Source organism: Paenibacillus sp. J22R56 (assembly GCF_056269375.1).
In genome coordinates this window covers 102,438-119,144 of record NZ_JBWDNV010000002.1, presented here as the reverse complement: position 1 = coordinate 119,144, position 16,707 = coordinate 102,438, and the positions used below count along the sequence as shown (strand labels likewise).

Sequence of the window (16,707 nt, the reverse complement as noted above, 5' to 3'; positions counted from 1 at the left end):
CAACCAATTACTCAGCAATAGCTTTTGCTTTTTTCTTACGGTTGAACACTTCATACACCATCGGTACAAAGATCAGCGTGAGCAGCGTTGAACTGATCAAGCCGCCGATAACGGTGATCGCCATACCTTTGGAGATTAGGCCGCCTGATTCGAAACCAAGTGCCAGCGGCAAGAGTGCGCCTACTGTAGCAATTGCTGTCATCAGAATTGGACGCAGACGCGTTCCAGCTGCTTCAAGCAAGGCTTCGCGAACCGACATGCCTTCTTTTTGTTTATGGATAACACGGTCGACGAGAACGATCGCATTCGTTACGACGATACCAATCAGCATCAGCATACCAATCATAGCGGTAACGCTGATCGTTTCGCCTGCGATATACAAGCCAACTAATGCACCAATAACGGTGAATGGCAGTGAGAACAAGATTGCAAATGGTGTAAGTGCACCACCAAATGTGATAACGAGTATCAGATAAACAATAGCGATTGCAGCAAGCATCGCAAGTCCAAGCTGCATAAACGATTCTTGCATATCTTCCGTTACGCCGCCAATCTCAATATCGACACCGGACGGCAATTTCATGTCATCAATCATTTTTTGCAGATCACTTGAAACGGCAGCAACATTAGACGATACTACGTCTGCTGTTACTTCTGCATTAATACGATCATCAAGTCGGGTAATCGTATTTGGTGATTTGCCTTCTTCGATCGTTACAACATCCTTAAGAGCTACCTCAGCACCTGTTACAGGCGACTTCAGTGTTACATTCTCAAGATCGGATTTATCTTTGTACGTCTTCGCATCAACCTTAACGTACACACTCACATCTTCATTATCTTTCTTAATTGTAGTCAGTACCGGGTTGTCTCGAACCGGACTTAGCGCCATAGCTACTTGACCAGCAGTCAAACCATATTGGCTCAGCTTCGATTGATCCGCTACAAGACGGTATTGATCATAACGCTCTGCAAGGCTGGAATCGACTTTCTCCAATTCCGTATTTTCTTTCAACTTCGATACCAGATCATTTACAACTGGATCAAGGGAATCCATATCTGGACCATAGACAACCATCGAGATGGTCGAGCCGCCTACACTGCCGCCACCACCAAAGTCTTGTTCTTTCCATTCGCCTTTGCCACCAAGAGTTTGAAGCAGCGGAACGACTTTTTCCTTCTCGTCTGCAAAGTTTTTCATGTCTTCATCATAAGTCAGGTTGAACAAAGCTTGCTTCGAAGCTGCAGGACTAAACGGATTTGAACCGCCAACCGCATATTGAACGATATTGATGCCTTCACGCTTCATCAATTCCTCTTCAGCCTTCAGAGCCATCGCTTCAACTTGCTCTTTGGTCTCACCTGGAGCTGGGTTATAAGTGACGATCATGGATTTCTGCTCATCACCTGGCAGGAAGCTCATACCAATAAGCGGTGTAAGACAAATACTGCCTACAAGCAGAACAATCGCAATAATCGATGTAACCCACTTATGATTTAGAGACCAAGTTAACACGCCTTTGTACCAGTTAGCCAGACGTCCATGCTTTTCGTGATCGACAGCTTTGCCGGCTTTGATGCCGTTCTTGAACATCATATGTGCCAGCATCGGCACAACGGTGATGGCAACAAGCAAGGATGCAAGCAAGGCGAATACGACAGTTAAGGCAAACGGTGTGAAGATTTCGCCAACCATCCCAGATACAAATGCCATCGGCAGGAATACCGCAATCGTTACGAGAGTCGAAGACATGATTGGTACAAACATCTCGCTTGTAGCTGCAAGAATAAGCTCTTTCCCTTTCAGCGTCTCACCCTTAAGCGCCATTCGTCGGTACACGTTCTCAATGACGACAATCGAGTCATCAATTACCCTGCCAATCGCGATGGTCATAGCGCCAAGCGTCATAATGTTAAGTGTAATATCCATTTGACTAAGCAAAAGCAGTGCAATCAGAATCGATAACGGGATCGATACGACAGCAATAATCGTGGAACGGATGTCACGCAGGAAGATCATGATAATGAGAACGGCGAATAACGCACCAATAACCGCTTTAGTGATCATCGTTTCAACCGATTTCTCAATTGGAGCACCTTGGTCAAGAGTAGTTACGATAGTAAGACCATCGTTATCCTCTCCCATTACCTTGATGGCATCCTTCACCTTGTTAACAACGTCTACAGTATTTGCGTCAGCCGCTTTAACAATGTTAATACCAATCGAATCCTTACCATTCGTACGGGAGACGGATTCGGCTTTACCTTCTACAGATACCTTCGCCACATCACTTAACTTAACGGATGGCATGAGGATCAGATTGTTCAGATCTTCTTCAGTCGAAACGTTACCATCTACAACAACCGTTTTCTCTGAATCGCCAAATTCGAAAATACCAAGCGGAGCTTTCATTGCAGATGCTTGAATAATGCCTTTAACCATATCTTCTGTCAGGCCATGCTGAGCAAGCTTCGCTTGATCAAACTCGATCTGGCCTTGCATCACGTTCTGACCGGAAATTTGTACATCAGCTACACCAGCAATACCTTGCAGCTCCGGAAGAATGCTGCTGTTCACTAGATCAGTCAACTGATCCAAGCTTTGCGAGTCATTAGCAACACTGAGTGAAATAACAGGGAACGCGTTCAAGCTGATACGGGATACATCTGGATCTTGTGTCCCTTCTGGCAGAGACAGATCAGCTAGCAAACTCTTAACATCGCTTTCTGCTTTATCCATATCGGTTCCAAATTTATATTGGATAATGACCGATGATGCATTCTCGTATGAAGTCGAGCTAACTGTGTCGACACCTTCCATATTCCGTGTCCGCTGCTCGATTGGTTTCGTTACTTTCTCCATCACTTCTTCTGGTGCAGCACCTGGAAGAACGGTCGTCACGCTAACGATTGGAACCGTAATGTCTGGAAGTGTCTCCATCTTCATGTTCAAGCCTGAATACATCCCGGCGAACAGAACGATTACAGTCATAATCCATAAAGCAAATTTGTTGTTTAATGAAAACTTGATAATGCTCTTCAACCTTTTCCCACTCCTTCTCTAATATCTATACTTTGAACCGGTATCCGACGCCCCATATCGTCTCGATATATTGCGGGTTCGACGGATCATGTTCAATTTTTTCACGCAGCCTCCGAATATGAACCGTAACCGTAGCTGCGTCGCCGTTCGAGTCAAGACCCCAGATCCGTTCGAACAACTCTTCTTTCTCAAACACCCGATTTGGATGCGCGGCAAGCAATAGAAGCAGATCATATTCCTTGGACGTCAGCATCGCTTCCCGGTCATGAATCGTTACCCGCCTTGACGTTTTATCAATCAGCAAGCCTCGAATGCCAATCTGCTCGTGGCTTTCTCCCCGGTCAGCCGTTAAACGTTCATACCTTGCCAAATGAGCCTTCACCCTTGCCACCAGCTCACTTGGACTAAAGGGCTTCGTCATGTAGTCGTCCGCCCCAAGACCAAGTCCTCTGATTTTATCGATATCTTCCTTCTTAGACGTCACCATCAGAATCGGAATGTTATGCGATTGCCTAATCTGCCGGCAAATTTCGAATCCGTCCAGTTTTGGCAGCATGACATCCAGAATAATCAAATCATACGAGCCCTCTACTGCCTTCTGCAGCCCAACATCTCCACGCCCTTCTATCTCGACGGAGAAGCCGTGACTCTCCAGGTAGTCCCGCTCCAGCTCGGCGATCGCCTTCTCATCTTCAATGATTAGTATGCTCTTCATGCTCCATCACCGTTCTAACCGGCACCGCCAGGGGAAGAAGCAGGCAGAATCTCGCTCCGCCAAATTCACTATTTTCCGCCCACACCGTACCGCCATGCCCTTCAATAATTTGTTTGACGATTGCAAGACCTAACCCGCTGCCTCCTGTTTCGGAATTTCTGGATTGCTCCGCCCGGTAAAAGCGATCAAAGATATAAGGCAGATCATCCTTATCAATCCCAGGCCCCGTGTCTTCAACGGTGATCAGTACCTGGTTACCTTGCTCTTCAACTGAAACATGGATACTTTTATCCACTGCAGCAGGCAGTTGTCCCATATATTTCTCACTGTTATTCAAAATATTCGTTACAACACGGCCAAGCTTGTCCGGATCGGCAGTAATAAGTATTGGCTCTGTAAGCTCAGCGGCATAATGGAGTGATATTCCCGACTTTTCCATGTCAAAACGCTGCTCTTCCAGAAAATGCTCCAAATACCGGCCAATATCAATCGTCTTGAAATCATAGGCAACCTTATGCAAATCCAGCTTTGAAAATAGAAACAGTTCGTCGATCAGTTGATCCATGTCAGTCGCCTTATGATAAATCGTCTGCATATACCTCTCACGCTTTTCGTCGGTATTTGCAATGCCGTCTCTAATCCCCTCAACATACCCTTTAATGGCCGAGATTGGTGTTTTCAGATCATGTGAGATATGGGACAAGAGCTGCTTTCGATTCTCTTCGTACTGCAAGCTTTGATCAATGGACTTCTTAAGCTGAAGCCTCATGGCCTCAAACGCGGCAGCTAACTGACTAACTTCTCCTTTGCCCTTGACTACAACCTGCTGAGATAAATCACCATCTTTAATCTGCAGCGCAGCAGCCTTCAGCGCGTGAATCGGCCGAATGATACTACGGGAGACAAAATAGGTCAGGAGCAGACTCGTCAGTCCGACAAACGCACTAAATATCAAAGCGCCTACCGGCCGCCATAGAGGAGGTACAACATCATTACGTCTGAGGAGAATCATCTCCCCTTGATGTCCATCAGAATAGACGAAGGAAATCTCATTCGTTAAAAATCTAAAAGCTTTGAATGATACCGATTCAGGCGTGCTGTCAAATAAACGTTGCCAGTCCTCATGCGGAGCCAGTTCTTTCAGGAATACCGGAACATCAGAGACGACACCATCTTTAGCTATGATGAGTCCTGACCATTGCTCAGCCAGCCTACTCTGCAGGTTCTCTATATAATCGGGAGACGAAAGCTTATCTGCATCATTCTCGATGACATATTTCATCTCACCATAAATGAGGGACTGGTTCGTTTTCTCCTCTTTCTCCACCCGGAAATAATCCCGAAGATCCTGCATCCCCCCTGCATTAAGCAAGAAAACGATAAAGCCTGCAATAAGCACCATCGGAAGAAAAACCATTGCCAAATACGACATGTACAACTTTACTCGAATGGACAAACGATATTCACCCTGACTAAAGCTTGTTATTGAATCTATCGTTTATCATAACGCTGAATTCTAAACGAACTCGTAACCATTTCTTACAAAGTTCTTACAAATGGGGCAAAGTGACAGGCAATGACACAATAAATATTGTCCCATGCCCAAGCTCGCTTTCGACTCTCACTGTACCGTGATGCATCTCTACGATTTTCTTCACCAATGAAAGTCCTAGCCCGTTGCCCCCTGCTTTCCTATTCCGTGCCTTGTCAGCCTTGTAGAATCGTTGAAAAATCTGTTCTTGCTGGTCTTCGGCTATGCCAATACCCGTATCCTTAATCCGGAATTCCACTTGATCAGCTGTCTGACTGAGCGTGATATCAATTTGTCCGCCTTCAGGTGTAAACTTAATGCTGTTGCTTATTAAGTTGATCCAAACCTGGCTCATAAGGTCTTCATCGGCTTCAACATAAACATCAGCCAAATCCGCTGCAAGATCAATTGATTTGCTCACCCATTGGGGCTCGCAGGAGAGAATGAGTGTACCTAGCTGTCGGTCAAGCCGATAACGCTTTGGTTCGAAGGGATGCTTCTCTGAATCCAATGAAGCAAGGCGGAGTAAATTCTCACTTAGTTTAGACAGTCTTGAGCTTTCGCTTTCGATAATACGTAAATATTTGCTTCTGGTGTCAGAATCAATCGATTCATTCTGCAGTGCACGCGCAAAACCGCTGATCGAAGTCAGCGGCGTTTGAATCTCATGGGAGACGTCGGAGATGAATTCTTGCCGAAGCTCCTCCAGCTTCTCAAGACCGTCAGCCATTAGATTAACCTCATCGAGAATCTCCTGATATCTAGGGTCTGTTCTCACGAAACTGAGTCGCACCTTAAAATCCCCTTGAGAAATACGTCTGAGCGCATCTTTCAAGGAATTTGAAACTTCCTTCTGCTTCTTGTGAAAGAACAGCCACCCGATAATCTGAATAATAATGACCATCAGGAACAAGCCAAACAAGACATTCAATAGTTGACCCACGTAATGATGAGGATGCCAATCGATCTTGTTATACAGCCAATAGCTGAAATAATAAACAGCCGTCCAGCAGCTCGTAATAAACAGAACTATGAGACTGATTTGGCCGACCTTAACAATTACCTTCCAGATAAGCTTCAGTGAATTTATCACCCTTGTACCTCCAGACGATAACCGAGTCCACGGATCGTGGTAATTCGGAAAGTATGCATCGCTTCTGGGAATCGCTCCCGAAGACGGTTAATATGCACATCCAGTGTCCGTTCGTTGCCTTCGAAATCATATCCCCATATCTCTTCAATTAATTGACCGCGCGAAAAGGATTGTCCCGGATAGCTGGCCAGCTTAAACAGCAGTTCGAATTCTTTCAGTGGAAGCGTCATGCTTTGGCCATTAGATGTCACCGCATACGTCTTCTTATCAAGGGTTAACTCCCCCACCTGGACGGACTGTGAGGAGGAAATACGGTAACGCTTGAGCAGAGCCTTCACCCTGGCGATTAATTCAAGCGGCTCGAACGGCTTAACCAGATAATCGTCAGCTCCAAGTTCGAATCCCTTCAGCTTCTGCGTCGTTTCTCCTTTAGCCGTCAGCATAAGACGCGGCAGATCATAGTGATCACGAATCTCGGCACATAATTCCCAGCCGTCCATGTTCGGCATCATGACATCCATCACAACGAGATCAGCTTTAGCAGAATCAAGAAGTGCCAGCGCCTCTTCACCATCCGAAGCCTCAATTACCTCAAAGCCTTCCACCTTCAAATAATGACTAACCAGCTCGCGGATGTGTGCATCATCATCTACCACCATAATTGTTGCCATCCTTGCTCTCCCCCTTTATCTAATTAACCTGCTCCAAACGCAGCTGTTGATTAGCAAACTCACGGTACAGCGCATGAGAGTGTAGTAACTCGTCATGTGTTCCTCGCCCCGTAATGGTCCCTTTCTCTACAAACAGAATCTGATCCGCATCCACGACAGTCGATAATCGATGGGCAATCACTAACGTTGTCCGTCCAACCATCAAGTTATCAAGCGCCTGCTGGACAACAATCTCAGATTTACTATCAAGACTTGAGGTCGCTTCATCGAGCATCAGAATTTGAGGATCACGCAAAATAGCCCTTGCAATCGCAATCCGCTGCCTTTGCCCGCCGGACAGTTTAATTCCGCGCTCACCAACTTCCGTCTCGTATCGATCGGCAAGTTCCTCTATAAATACATCGGCATAGGCCATCTTAGACGCCTGCTTTATTTCTTCCTCCGTCACTGTTCTGTCGGTGCCATATATCAAATTATCCCGAATCGTCCCTGCAATAATTGGACTTTCCTGTGAGACATAACCGATTTTGCTCCGCCAGGAATGCAGCGACAGGCTGAAAATATCCTCCTGCCCGATCCGTACATTTCCCTGCTTAGGCTTGTAGAAGCGCTCCAGAAGCGAGAACAGTGTTGTTTTCCCGCCTCCACTAGGACCAACAATAGCAGTAACTGTACCCGGTTGAAGGGTAAAATCAATATTTTGCAGCACCTCTTCATGATCCCCATAAGCAAACGTTACATCGTCGACAACAATTGGTTGTCTCGCATCTGCCAAAGCATGACCTTTATGGAGTGGTTCCTCATCCGCATGCAGCGTAGCAACAATTCTTTCTGTCGCACCGATTGCTTTCTGCATTTGAGTGAAAAATTGCGAGATCTGATTAATTGGAAACACAATTTGAATCAGATAAAGAATAAATGCAACTAGATCGCCAGCCGACAGCTCGCCCGCAGATACGCGCATGCCGCCGTACGCAATGATTAGCACTAACATCCCCATCATAACCAGCCCTACGATCGGGAAAATAACCGCCTGGAGCTTACCTTCACGTATCCCTAATTGAAGCAGCTTGCTAATGGAACGTTTGCCGTTGTTGTATTCATAGTCTTCTGCATTTGATGCCTTTACTAATCGGATCTCCGATAACGCTTGATCGAGCACCGTTGTGAAGACGGCTGTCTCATCCTGCATCTCTCTTGAAAGCTTCGTCATCTTCCTGCCGACTGGAATGAAGATAAGCATCGCAACCGGCACAGCCGTAAGCATCAGCAGCGTCATCTTCCAATCGAGGAAGAAGAGGATCGTTACCGCACCTGCAATTGAGATAAGTCCGTTGAAAAAGCCTGTTAAATGCTCGGTGATCAGCCCTTTAACGATGCCTGTATCATTAATAACCCGGCTTACTGTATCACCTGTACGATGTTTATCGAAATAAGGAATGGTCAGTACGAGCAGCTTCTTCCATAACCGATCACGCAAACGTGCGACAACCGTCTGACCTATCCGGTTCAGCATGTAGATTGATATGCCGGCAGCAGCTGCCTGCCCTAGAAACGCACCGGCAAGCAATATAATTTGAGAGGTACTAATATTGGTAATCGAAAAGCTGTCGACGACATTTTTTGTAAATAACGGTACTGCCAGCCCTACAACTGTAGACATGACGCTTAAGCAAATGGCTATTCCAAGCATCCATTTGGACGGCTTGGTCTCCATCATCATCTTCACAAACGGACGCCAAGTGCCTCCGCTCTTACGCTTGTTTTCTTCTTGCTTCATCGTATTGATTCCACTCCCCATGACATTCTTATGTTGCTTAAGAATACAACGTCATTGTAAACCCAATTTAAACGAAAAGACGCCAGAGCAAAGGCTGCTCTGGCGGGTGTGGTAAGACTTATTGTATTCAGCCGGACAGTCACGCCATCCTTATTGGGAAAGACGAAGTGCCAGGTTGTACATTTCCATATTAAAAGGTTTTTTCGTATTAACAACCGTATCGATATCAGTAGTAACGAGCTCGCCACGGATAATACCGCAAGCTTTGCCGGATTCGCCGAGCATCAGCTGATGAACGGCAAAATCGCCAAGACGGCTTGCCAAAATCCGGTCCATCGCTGTTGGTGTGCCGCCACGCTGAATGTGACCAAGAACCGTTACGCGAGGCTCAAGTCCACAGCCCTTCGTAATTTCTCTAGCAACATCCTCGCCTTTGCCAGAACCTTCAGCAACAACTACGATACTATGACGTTTGCCTTTTGCAAAGTTGCTCTTCATACGCTCAGACACTTCCGCCATATCAATCGGCACTTCAGGAACAATAATCGTCTCCGCACCACTTGCAAGACCGGCATACAGAGCGATATCGCCGCAATGACGGCCCATAACTTCAACAACCGACGAACGTTCATGCGACGACATAGTATCACGGATTTTGTTGATCGCATCAACAACAATGCTGACTGCTGTATCGAAGCCAATCGTGAAGTCCGTAAACGGAATATCATTATCGATTGTACCTGGCAGACCCATTGTCTTAATACCAAGCTTGCTTAATTTGTTTGCACCTTGATAAGAACCATCGCCGCCGATAACAACCAGACCGTCAATACCGCGGGCACGCAGCACATCAGCACCACGCTGTTGGCCTTCCGGTGTCATAAACTCTTTGCAACGGGCTGTTTGAAGAATTGTACCGCCACGTTGGATAATATCGCCTACGCTGCGAAGATCCATTTTGAACAGATCGTCATTAATCAGACCTTGGTAACCACGTTGTACGCCATATACTTCAATTCCATTATACAGAGCGCTCCGGACTACGGCACGAACAGCCGCGTTCATCCCCTGAGAGTCGCCTCCACTAGTTAATACAGCAATTGATTTTACAGATGACATAATCATTCCTCCAATAATATTATCTAAACCTGTAGTCTTCGAATCCAAACACTGTTAATCCAAAAAAACAGGCGGGTAAGCGGGCTTTTCTTCATCAGCTTGCGAGATGCTGCCTTCACATCTGATTGTGTTCGCACCTTAGGATCGGATAAATAAAGAGCTAACAGCCCTTCAATAATAAGCCGATGGAACCCGGACGCCGGGAGTCTCTTCACATCTTCTCTGGCCCGATTTACGATTGTCACAATGCGTTCGACTAGCTGATGCTGATTGTCATAGTAATGACAGAAATTCAAATCCCCACCGGCGAGATCCTCTTCCTGATCGATTAAGTAATCGAGCATAATATGCAGGCTGCACACATGTGGAAAATATATATTTTTAATTGCTTCCGCGTCTTCTGGAGATAGATTCTCTTCACTCGCCGCAGTAAACAGCATAAACATGCCTAGCGTCGAGCCGGTCGCAGCCGCAAATTCATTCCAATACAAATTAGAATAGCGCTTAGCATGCTTGTCCCACCAAGTGAGCAGACACTCTTCCCGCAAATCCTGCCTGATGTGCTTATATATCTGAAGATCGCTGTACAGTCCAACCAGCTCGGCAACATAAGGCTCAGCGATAGAATAGGAAGGAAGCATTGAAACACAGTGTTGACATAAATTTACCAAATGATGCAAATACCCACCATCATTGCGTTCTGTACGTAAAGCATAATAGTCCTGCATTGGTGCGGTTGGATTGATCGCATCCAGCATCGATTGATGCAGCAGCCTGAAATCATCCGGATCCAGCGAGGTGCTGCGATCACATAAATTATCCAAGTAATCACTTATCGTTTGTAGCGCTACAATAAGCGGTATAAGAACATACCGCTGATCCAGATTCATTGCGGCATAGATGGCACCGCCCTGGCAATGAAATTTCTTGCTGTCCATGCTTTGGAGCGCTTGGGTCCGAAGCTCTGGATCCGGAATCTGTTCAGCTATTCGACGCAGCTTACGCAGCTCGATATTCACCTCAGGCAATATGTACTTATAGACACGATGCATAAGGATCAGAGGGTTTTCGGGTACCCGATTGCCAGCCACTGTTGATGAATTCACAAGGCACCCCCTTCATAAACAGCATTAAGAATGCCGGCGAGAATCTAACTCCTGATTCGTCCGGTACCAGATATGCAAATCGTTAATCCGGCTCGCATATTCTGCAATCTCCGCATTAATTCGGCAAGACTCTTCGAAATCATCTTCCTCATACAATTCATTCTGCTTGTGGTTAATGATTCGTTCAAACTCCATAACCCGATCCGGGATTGTTCCCCTAATGAGCTCCCATTGTTCTACTATGTCCATCTGCTCTGCGGAGTCGTAATGCTCCCAGTCAACTTCCAGGACAGGTAACGCAATCAACAGCCGCTCATTCCACTCGAACCGATACATCAACATTCGTGAACCTCCAGACAATAATGTACCATTTCAACAAGCAATAATCCAGCACATCATGCTATACTGGTTAACAATGTTGTTTTTGTAAAGTACATGCTTACGAAGTAAGAATTATCGCAAAGAACGCGCGTTAATTCTTTTCAGGAGGAAATCTCATGGATCATTCAGACAACACGGCGCCTTCCGTTGCATCGGCTAAACGGGATACCCTCTCTCTAAGGGCCTTCAGCTTTTCGATGTATTCGACGCAGGCTCTTCTTATTTCCTATATCCCCTTATATTTTATGGATCAAGGCTTCTCTGCTCATCAGATCGGCATCATTTACTCTACAGGTCCATTTATTTCAATCTTCGCTAATCTGCTGATGGGCATGGCGAGCGACAAGTTCCAAACGATCAGGAAGCTGCTAACTCTGCTGTTATTCGGGCAGCTGGCGATGCTCTCATTGCTGTTCCCGGTTCATCATTTTGGACTGATCTGCCTGGTCATGACGGCATTTTACTTCTTCCAGACACCAATGAACCCGCTCAGCGACAGTTTAATATTACTTGCCAGCCAGCATATCAAAACACCGTATGCACTCATTCGTATCTTTGGTTCGCTGGGCTTTGCGGTATCTGCATATCTGTTTGGCCTGATCTTGAAGGAGATCGGATCAGTATGGACGCTGCCCATAGGCTTATGTACGATTACCATTACGATACTATTGTCCTTCTTGTTAAAGGATTATCGCGGAAGTACGCGAAAAATCGAATTTTCCGGCTTCCTCAAATTGCTTCGTAAACCCGAGGTCTTATTCTTCTTCTTCATTATATTACTTGTATCGATCAGTCATCGGATGAACGAAAGCTTCCTGGCTGTTGCGCTGCGCCAAATGGGAGCTACGGATTCACAAGTCGGACTAGCCTGGCTGTTCTCTGCGGTAAGTGAAATTCCGGTATTGTTCCTTATGGGCAAGTACGGACATAAATTCAAGGAGCTGCCGCTGCTCATCTTTGCCTGCCTTATGTATATGCTGCGTTTCTGGTTAGCCTCCGAGCTGGATAATCCAGTAGCTGTGCTGAGTACACAGCTGATGCACAGCGTAAGCTTTGGCATCTACTTCTCCACAGCGCTTCGTTACCTATCGAACCTGATTCCTGATGAGTATCGCTCTTCGGGGCAGGCCGTTTATGCGGTCGTATGGTCGGGACTAGCCGGGCTAATCAGCGGTACGGTTGGCGGATTTATATTCGAACACTATGGACGCAGCGCATTTTATCAGATTGGTGCGGCATTAGCCCTCTTATCGGCGATCCTGTTCTTAGGCAAGCATTTGTTTGAACGGAATCGTTCATAGCGAAAATAAAAAGAGATCCTCTCATAATGAGAAGGATCTCTCTTGCTCTCTTGCGTGCTTATAAGTCTTTGATCTTATAATTTAACGACGTTGGACGCCTGTGCACCGCGATTGCCTTGTGTAACATCGAACTCTACCGACTGACCTTCTTCAAGTGCCTTGAAGCCGTCGCCTTGAATAGCGGAATAATGCACAAACACGTCTTCGCCATTCTCTACTGAGAGGAAGCCATAGCCTTTCTCAGCGTTAAACCATTTAACTGTACCTTTCAAATGAACACAACCTCCTAAAATAACCGCCGCTTGAACGACGAGTAAACCCATTATATCTTCCTAATTTGGAAAAATCAACAAATGGTGATCCGTAACAACTGACTAGATCCCGGGATAAAAGGAAGATATGACGGTAAGAGTTCCGGCTCACCGCCCTGCTTTATTATGGCTGCAAGCAGTTCATTCATTCGCTCGAATGGTTCCCATTTTAAGGAATGAAGCGGATAGATCCTAACTTCTCCCCCCGGCTTGCATACTCGCATTAACTCAAGAATGGACTGCTTGTGAAACTCATAACCAAATTGCTCTGCATATAGGAACAGGAAATGACTGCATAATACAAGTGAAAAAGAATCATCCTCGAAAGGCAGCTGAGGTAATGAGCCTGCCACATAATAGCCTCGCCCGTCTGCCGACATGAGATGTTCTCTAAACCGCTCAAGTGACTTTATACGTCCAGCACGATGCTGCTCCAGACTGCCATAATAACTCCAGTCGAAATGCTCCTTCAGCTTTTCAAGCTTGGCTGTTGAAGATTCAATCTCGATTGCTGCTTCTTCGATCCATTGCCGTGTATCCTGTATATACCTTGGATCAACAGCTGTTATATTGTATCCTCTGCTTACCGCATCCGCTGTAAAGGAAGAGCCGCCTCCGGCCACATCCAGGATTTTACCCTGAGCCAAATTCTGCTCTGTTAAATCAAACATCCTCAAATACTCATCAAATCCCCGGCATGTCATTGCCACGCCAACCTGCTCATACACGTTATTACTCATCCCTGCACTCTCCTCATCTCGTCTCATCTAAACTCTTCTCAGTTCTGTCAGGTGAGCAGCTTACTCCCCTGAAATTCCGCCTACCGGCAGAATAGACTAATTCTACCATTAGTTATTATTGATTTCCACCCTTGAATTTGGCTATGATGAAGAGTATATCAATTTGCATGGAAGGTGGAACAACTTATGTTTAAAAAACATGAAATCTTTAAAACAGATAAATACAATATGCTTACCGTGGAGGTTCAAGGAAAAACCTTGATCGTCCGTGAAATTTCCGATCAATGGGGCGAGGAATGCCATACCTTCGTCAGCCGTCCAGAAATGATGCATTGGGCCGAAAACCGCTTCAAGCCAGAGAAATTTGTTGGCCGCGAAGAGGAACGCGAAAATATTATTAAAGCACTCAAAGAAGTGTGATGTTGCAGGAAATATTAACCTGTGCGGCGAACATATCGTTACATCGTGCTGCATAGACCATTACGAAGCAAAGATTTGCTTTGAGTTAATGCTTACGATGTAGAATTGCTTCGCAATTCTTAAGCGAATGCTTACGATGTAAGAATTGCTTCGCAATTCTTAAGCGAATGCTTACGATGTAGAATTGCTTCGCAATTCTTTTAGGAGGTACAAATGGGCTCAGCTAATGTTATTTTTGTTGTTTCCGCCTTCGTGCTGGGCGGCCTCGTTATTCTCAAGCGCGATTCCATGGCACCTAGACTGCGCAAGTGGATGGCCATTTTCTCCATCGTTTTGATCGCATTCGCCTTTTTCCTTATTGTGTGGAGCTTCTTTACACTGGGAACTTAAGACATGATTGGAAGCTCCACCGGACATACTAGGACAAAATGTGTTCTAGAGGTGAACTTCCGCGAATGAAATGGCTGCCTGTCCTATTAGTGTTATGCCTTGCTCCCGGTTCGGCGGCTGCCGATGCCGGTAAGCAAGATTCATCACATAACCAATCATCAATTACCGTATCGAGGAGGAGTTCAATGAATCACGTACCTAAGCGTTCCGAAACTGAAGTAGAAAGCCGCTGGAAGCTGGAAGACCTGTTTGCCGATCAAGCTGCCTGGGATAAAGAATACGCCGAGGCGAAAGCATTGATCAAGAAAGTCGGTGCTTTTGAAGGAAAGCTTGCAGACCCTGCTCAGCTCAAGGCTTGTTTCGAGCTCGAAGATGAACTCTCTTTGCATGTGGAACGTCTTTATGTGTATGCCAACATGAAGCACCACGAAGATACGGCTGAGCCTACTTATCAGGCTTTGTCTGACAAATCGAAAAAAATTAGTGTAGAAACAGGCGAAGCCCTTTCTTACGTTACTCCAGAAGTATTATCCTTATCTGATACTGAATTGGATGCTTTGATCGAGAATAAAGATCTTGCTGTATTCAAACATACTTTAGAGGAAATGCGCCGTCAGAAAGCACATGTATTATCCAAATCCGAAGAAGCGCTTATGGCGCAGGTTGGTAATGTGAGCTCAGCTCCTGGCTCGATCTATAGCATTTTAAACAATGCAGATCTTAAATTCCCTAAAGTGAAAAACGAAGCTGGCGAAGAAGTTGAACTAACACAAGGCCGCTATATCCAATTCCTGGAGAGCAAAAACCGCGAAGTTCGCGCGAATGCCTTCCATACGATGTACGATACATACGGCAAATTGAAAAATACAATCGCAACAACGCTGAATGCAAACGTTACGAAAAACATTTTCTACGCACGGGCTCGTAAATACCCTTCCGCACTTGGTATGTCGCTGTATGGCGATAACATTCCGGAAAGCGTCTATACGAACCTGATCGATACGATTCATAAGCATTTGCCGCTCATGTACCGTTACATGAATTTGCGTAAAAAGCTGCTTGGCGTTGACGAGCTCCATATGTATGATCTGTTTGCGCCGCTTGTTGACGAATTCGATATGGAAATCTCGTATGATGAAGCGAAAAAGACTGTAAAAGAAAGCTTGAAGCCGCTTGGTGAGGATTACCTGACTGTGCTGCAGGATGGTTTTGATAATGGTTGGATCGACGTTTACGAGAATGAAGGCAAGCGGAATGGCGCATACAGCTGGGGCGCTTTCGGCACGCATCCTTATGTGTTGCTGAATCATAAAGACAACCTGAACAGCATGTTCACGTTGACGCATGAGATGGGTCATGCATTGCATTCCTATTACTCGGATACAAATCAGAACTACCGCGACGCGCAATACACCATCTTCCTAGCGGAAGTAGCATCGACGCTGAACGAAGCTCTTCTGATGGATTACCTGCTTGGCAAGTCCACAGATAACAAGGAAAAAATGTACCTGCTGACTTACTATGCAGATCAGTTCCGCACGACGGTATTCCGTCAAACGATGTTTGCCGAGTTCGAGAAAATCATTCATGAGAAAACCGAGCAAGGCGAATCGCTTACTCCGCAGGATTTGAGCAAAATCTACTATGATCTGAACGTGCTGTATTACGGCAAAGACATGGTCGTAGACAAAGATATAGAGATGGAATGGGCTCGTATCCCGCATTTCTACAACAGCTTCTATGTGTACAAATATGCAACGGGCTTCTCTGCAGCAACAAGCTTCTCGAAGCAAATTCTCGAGGAAGGCGCACCTGCTGTAGACCGTTACCTCGGCTTCCTGAAAAGCGGAGGCAGCGACTTCTCGATCAACATCCTTCAAAAAGCCGGCGTTGATATGTCTACGCCAGAGCCAATTGAGCAAGCGATGAGCGTGTTTGAGAGCTTGATTGCTCAAATGGAGGAGTTAACGAAGTAAACTCCTCCATTGAAAAAGTTTCTGATGGGATGGTTCCGAGGACGGAAAAGTATCTACTATACGGCTGCTGTTGGAATCGGGAATGATTTGAATTATACCTAGCGGTACATTCTCGATTCCAAAGGCAGAC

15 protein-coding genes are annotated in these 16,707 nt (G+C 45.8%); 4 read left to right on the top strand and 11 right to left on the bottom strand.

All coding sequences use genetic code 11. The features are described 5' to 3' along the window. Nucleotides 1-7: 7 nt before the first annotated feature. From AC0YNT_RS04300 to AC0YNT_RS04260, 9 genes are all read right to left on the bottom strand, one after another. Nucleotides 8-3,043, bottom strand: coding sequence for an efflux RND transporter permease subunit (locus tag AC0YNT_RS04300; protein ID WP_475803512.1), 3,036 nt, complete (start codon nt 3,041-3,043; stop codon nt 8-10). Between the two features lie 25 nt (nt 3,044-3,068). After that, nucleotides 3,069-3,758, bottom strand: coding sequence for a response regulator transcription factor (locus AC0YNT_RS04295; protein ID WP_475803511.1), 690 nt, complete (start codon nt 3,756-3,758; stop codon nt 3,069-3,071). After that, the gene (locus AC0YNT_RS04290) at nt 3,736-5,214 is read right to left on the bottom strand and encodes a sensor histidine kinase (protein WP_475803510.1); all 1,479 of its coding nucleotides are present in this window, start codon (nt 5,212-5,214) and stop codon (nt 3,736-3,738) included. Before AC0YNT_RS04290 ends, AC0YNT_RS04295 begins: the two co-directional genes overlap by 23 nt. Nucleotides 5,215-5,308: 94 nt before the next feature. Further along, complete coding sequence (locus tag AC0YNT_RS04285; protein ID WP_475803509.1) at nt 5,309-6,382, bottom strand: sensor histidine kinase; 1,074 nt, start codon at nt 6,380-6,382, stop codon at nt 5,309-5,311. After that, a complete protein-coding gene (locus AC0YNT_RS04280; protein WP_475803508.1) occupies nt 6,379-7,053 on the bottom strand; it encodes a response regulator transcription factor in 675 nt (224 codons plus the stop codon). The genes AC0YNT_RS04285 and AC0YNT_RS04280 overlap by 4 nt, the downstream gene beginning before the upstream one ends. Before the next feature lie 19 nt (nt 7,054-7,072). Further along, nucleotides 7,073-8,833 (bottom strand): ABC transporter ATP-binding protein, encoded by a 1,761-nt coding sequence (locus AC0YNT_RS04275; RefSeq protein ID WP_475803507.1) that lies wholly within the window; start codon nt 8,831-8,833, stop codon nt 7,073-7,075. A gap of 150 nt (nt 8,834-8,983) precedes the next feature. After that, nucleotides 8,984-9,952: a 6-phosphofructokinase gene (gene pfkA / locus AC0YNT_RS04270; protein ID WP_441889863.1), complete on the bottom strand. Its 969-nt coding sequence runs from the start codon at nt 9,950-9,952 to the stop codon at nt 8,984-8,986. 23 nt (nt 9,953-9,975) lie between these two features. Continuing rightward, the gene (locus AC0YNT_RS04265) at nt 9,976-11,004 is read right to left on the bottom strand and encodes a tetraprenyl-beta-curcumene synthase family protein (protein ID WP_475804072.1); all 1,029 of its coding nucleotides are present in this window, start codon (nt 11,002-11,004) and stop codon (nt 9,976-9,978) included. Between the two features lie 78 nt (nt 11,005-11,082). Beyond that, complete coding sequence (locus tag AC0YNT_RS04260) at nt 11,083-11,400, bottom strand: hypothetical protein (protein ID WP_475803506.1); 318 nt, start codon at nt 11,398-11,400, stop codon at nt 11,083-11,085. Nucleotides 11,401-11,555: 155 nt separating this feature from the next. Between AC0YNT_RS04260 and AC0YNT_RS04255 the strand changes: the two genes are divergently transcribed. Beyond that, nucleotides 11,556-12,740, top strand: a complete 1,185-nt coding sequence (locus tag AC0YNT_RS04255) for an MFS transporter (RefSeq protein ID WP_475803505.1) — start codon at nt 11,556-11,558, stop codon at nt 12,738-12,740. 74 nt (nt 12,741-12,814) lie between these two features. Here AC0YNT_RS04255 and AC0YNT_RS04250 read toward each other — a convergent pair whose 3' ends face one another. Further along, a complete protein-coding gene (locus AC0YNT_RS04250) occupies nt 12,815-13,012 on the bottom strand; it encodes a cold-shock protein (RefSeq protein ID WP_167280032.1) in 198 nt (65 codons plus the stop codon). A gap of 74 nt (nt 13,013-13,086) precedes the next feature. After that, nucleotides 13,087-13,791 carry a class I SAM-dependent methyltransferase gene (locus AC0YNT_RS04245; RefSeq protein WP_475803504.1) on the bottom strand — a complete coding sequence of 235 codons (705 nt, stop codon included), beginning with the start codon at nt 13,789-13,791 and terminating at the stop codon, nt 13,087-13,089. Nucleotides 13,792-13,977: 186 nt separating this feature from the next. On the opposite strand from AC0YNT_RS04245, the gene AC0YNT_RS04240 reads away from it, so the two are divergent. The 3 genes from AC0YNT_RS04240 (at nt 13,978) to pepF (ending at nt 16,577) form a co-directional block, all read left to right on the top strand. Beyond that, a complete protein-coding gene (locus AC0YNT_RS04240; protein WP_167280030.1) occupies nt 13,978-14,211 on the top strand; it encodes a hypothetical protein in 234 nt (77 codons plus the stop codon). A gap of 213 nt (nt 14,212-14,424) precedes the next feature. Continuing rightward, the gene (locus AC0YNT_RS04235) at nt 14,425-14,601 is read left to right on the top strand and encodes a hypothetical protein (protein ID WP_475803503.1); all 177 of its coding nucleotides are present in this window, start codon (nt 14,425-14,427) and stop codon (nt 14,599-14,601) included. Nucleotides 14,602-14,786: 185 nt separating this feature from the next. After that, the gene (pepF, locus tag AC0YNT_RS04230; protein WP_475803502.1) at nt 14,787-16,577 is read left to right on the top strand and encodes an oligoendopeptidase F; all 1,791 of its coding nucleotides are present in this window, start codon (nt 14,787-14,789) and stop codon (nt 16,575-16,577) included. The last annotated feature ends 130 nt before the right edge of the window (nt 16,578-16,707 follow it).

Excerpts from the sequence above, each read along its gene's own strand:
- pepF (WP_475803502.1), top strand. The coding sequence starts at position 14,787 with ATGAATCACGTACCTAAGCGTTCCGAAACTGAAGTAGAAAGCCGCTGG.
- AC0YNT_RS04280 (WP_475803508.1), bottom strand. The coding sequence starts at position 7,053 with ATGGCAACAATTATGGTGGTAGATGATGATGCACACATCCGCGAGCTG.
- AC0YNT_RS04295 (WP_475803511.1), bottom strand. The coding sequence starts at position 3,758 with ATGAAGAGCATACTAATCATTGAAGATGAGAAGGCGATCGCCGAGCTG.
- pfkA (WP_441889863.1), bottom strand. The coding sequence starts at position 9,952 with ATGTCATCTGTAAAATCAATTGCTGTATTAACTAGTGGAGGCGACTCT.
- AC0YNT_RS04240 (WP_167280030.1), top strand. The coding sequence starts at position 13,978 with ATGTTTAAAAAACATGAAATCTTTAAAACAGATAAATACAATATGCTT.
- AC0YNT_RS04265 (WP_475804072.1), bottom strand. The coding sequence starts at position 11,004 with ATGCATCGTGTCTATAAGTACATATTGCCTGAGGTGAATATCGAGCTG.
- AC0YNT_RS04260 (WP_475803506.1), bottom strand. The coding sequence starts at position 11,400 with ATGTTGATGTATCGGTTCGAGTGGAATGAGCGGCTGTTGATTGCGTTA.
- AC0YNT_RS04245 (WP_475803504.1), bottom strand. The coding sequence starts at position 13,791 with ATGAGTAATAACGTGTATGAGCAGGTTGGCGTGGCAATGACATGCCGG.
- AC0YNT_RS04275 (WP_475803507.1), bottom strand. The coding sequence starts at position 8,833 with ATGAAGCAAGAAGAAAACAAGCGTAAGAGCGGAGGCACTTGGCGTCCG.
- AC0YNT_RS04235 (WP_475803503.1), top strand. The coding sequence starts at position 14,425 with ATGGGCTCAGCTAATGTTATTTTTGTTGTTTCCGCCTTCGTGCTGGGC.
- AC0YNT_RS04255 (WP_475803505.1), top strand. The coding sequence starts at position 11,556 with ATGGATCATTCAGACAACACGGCGCCTTCCGTTGCATCGGCTAAACGG.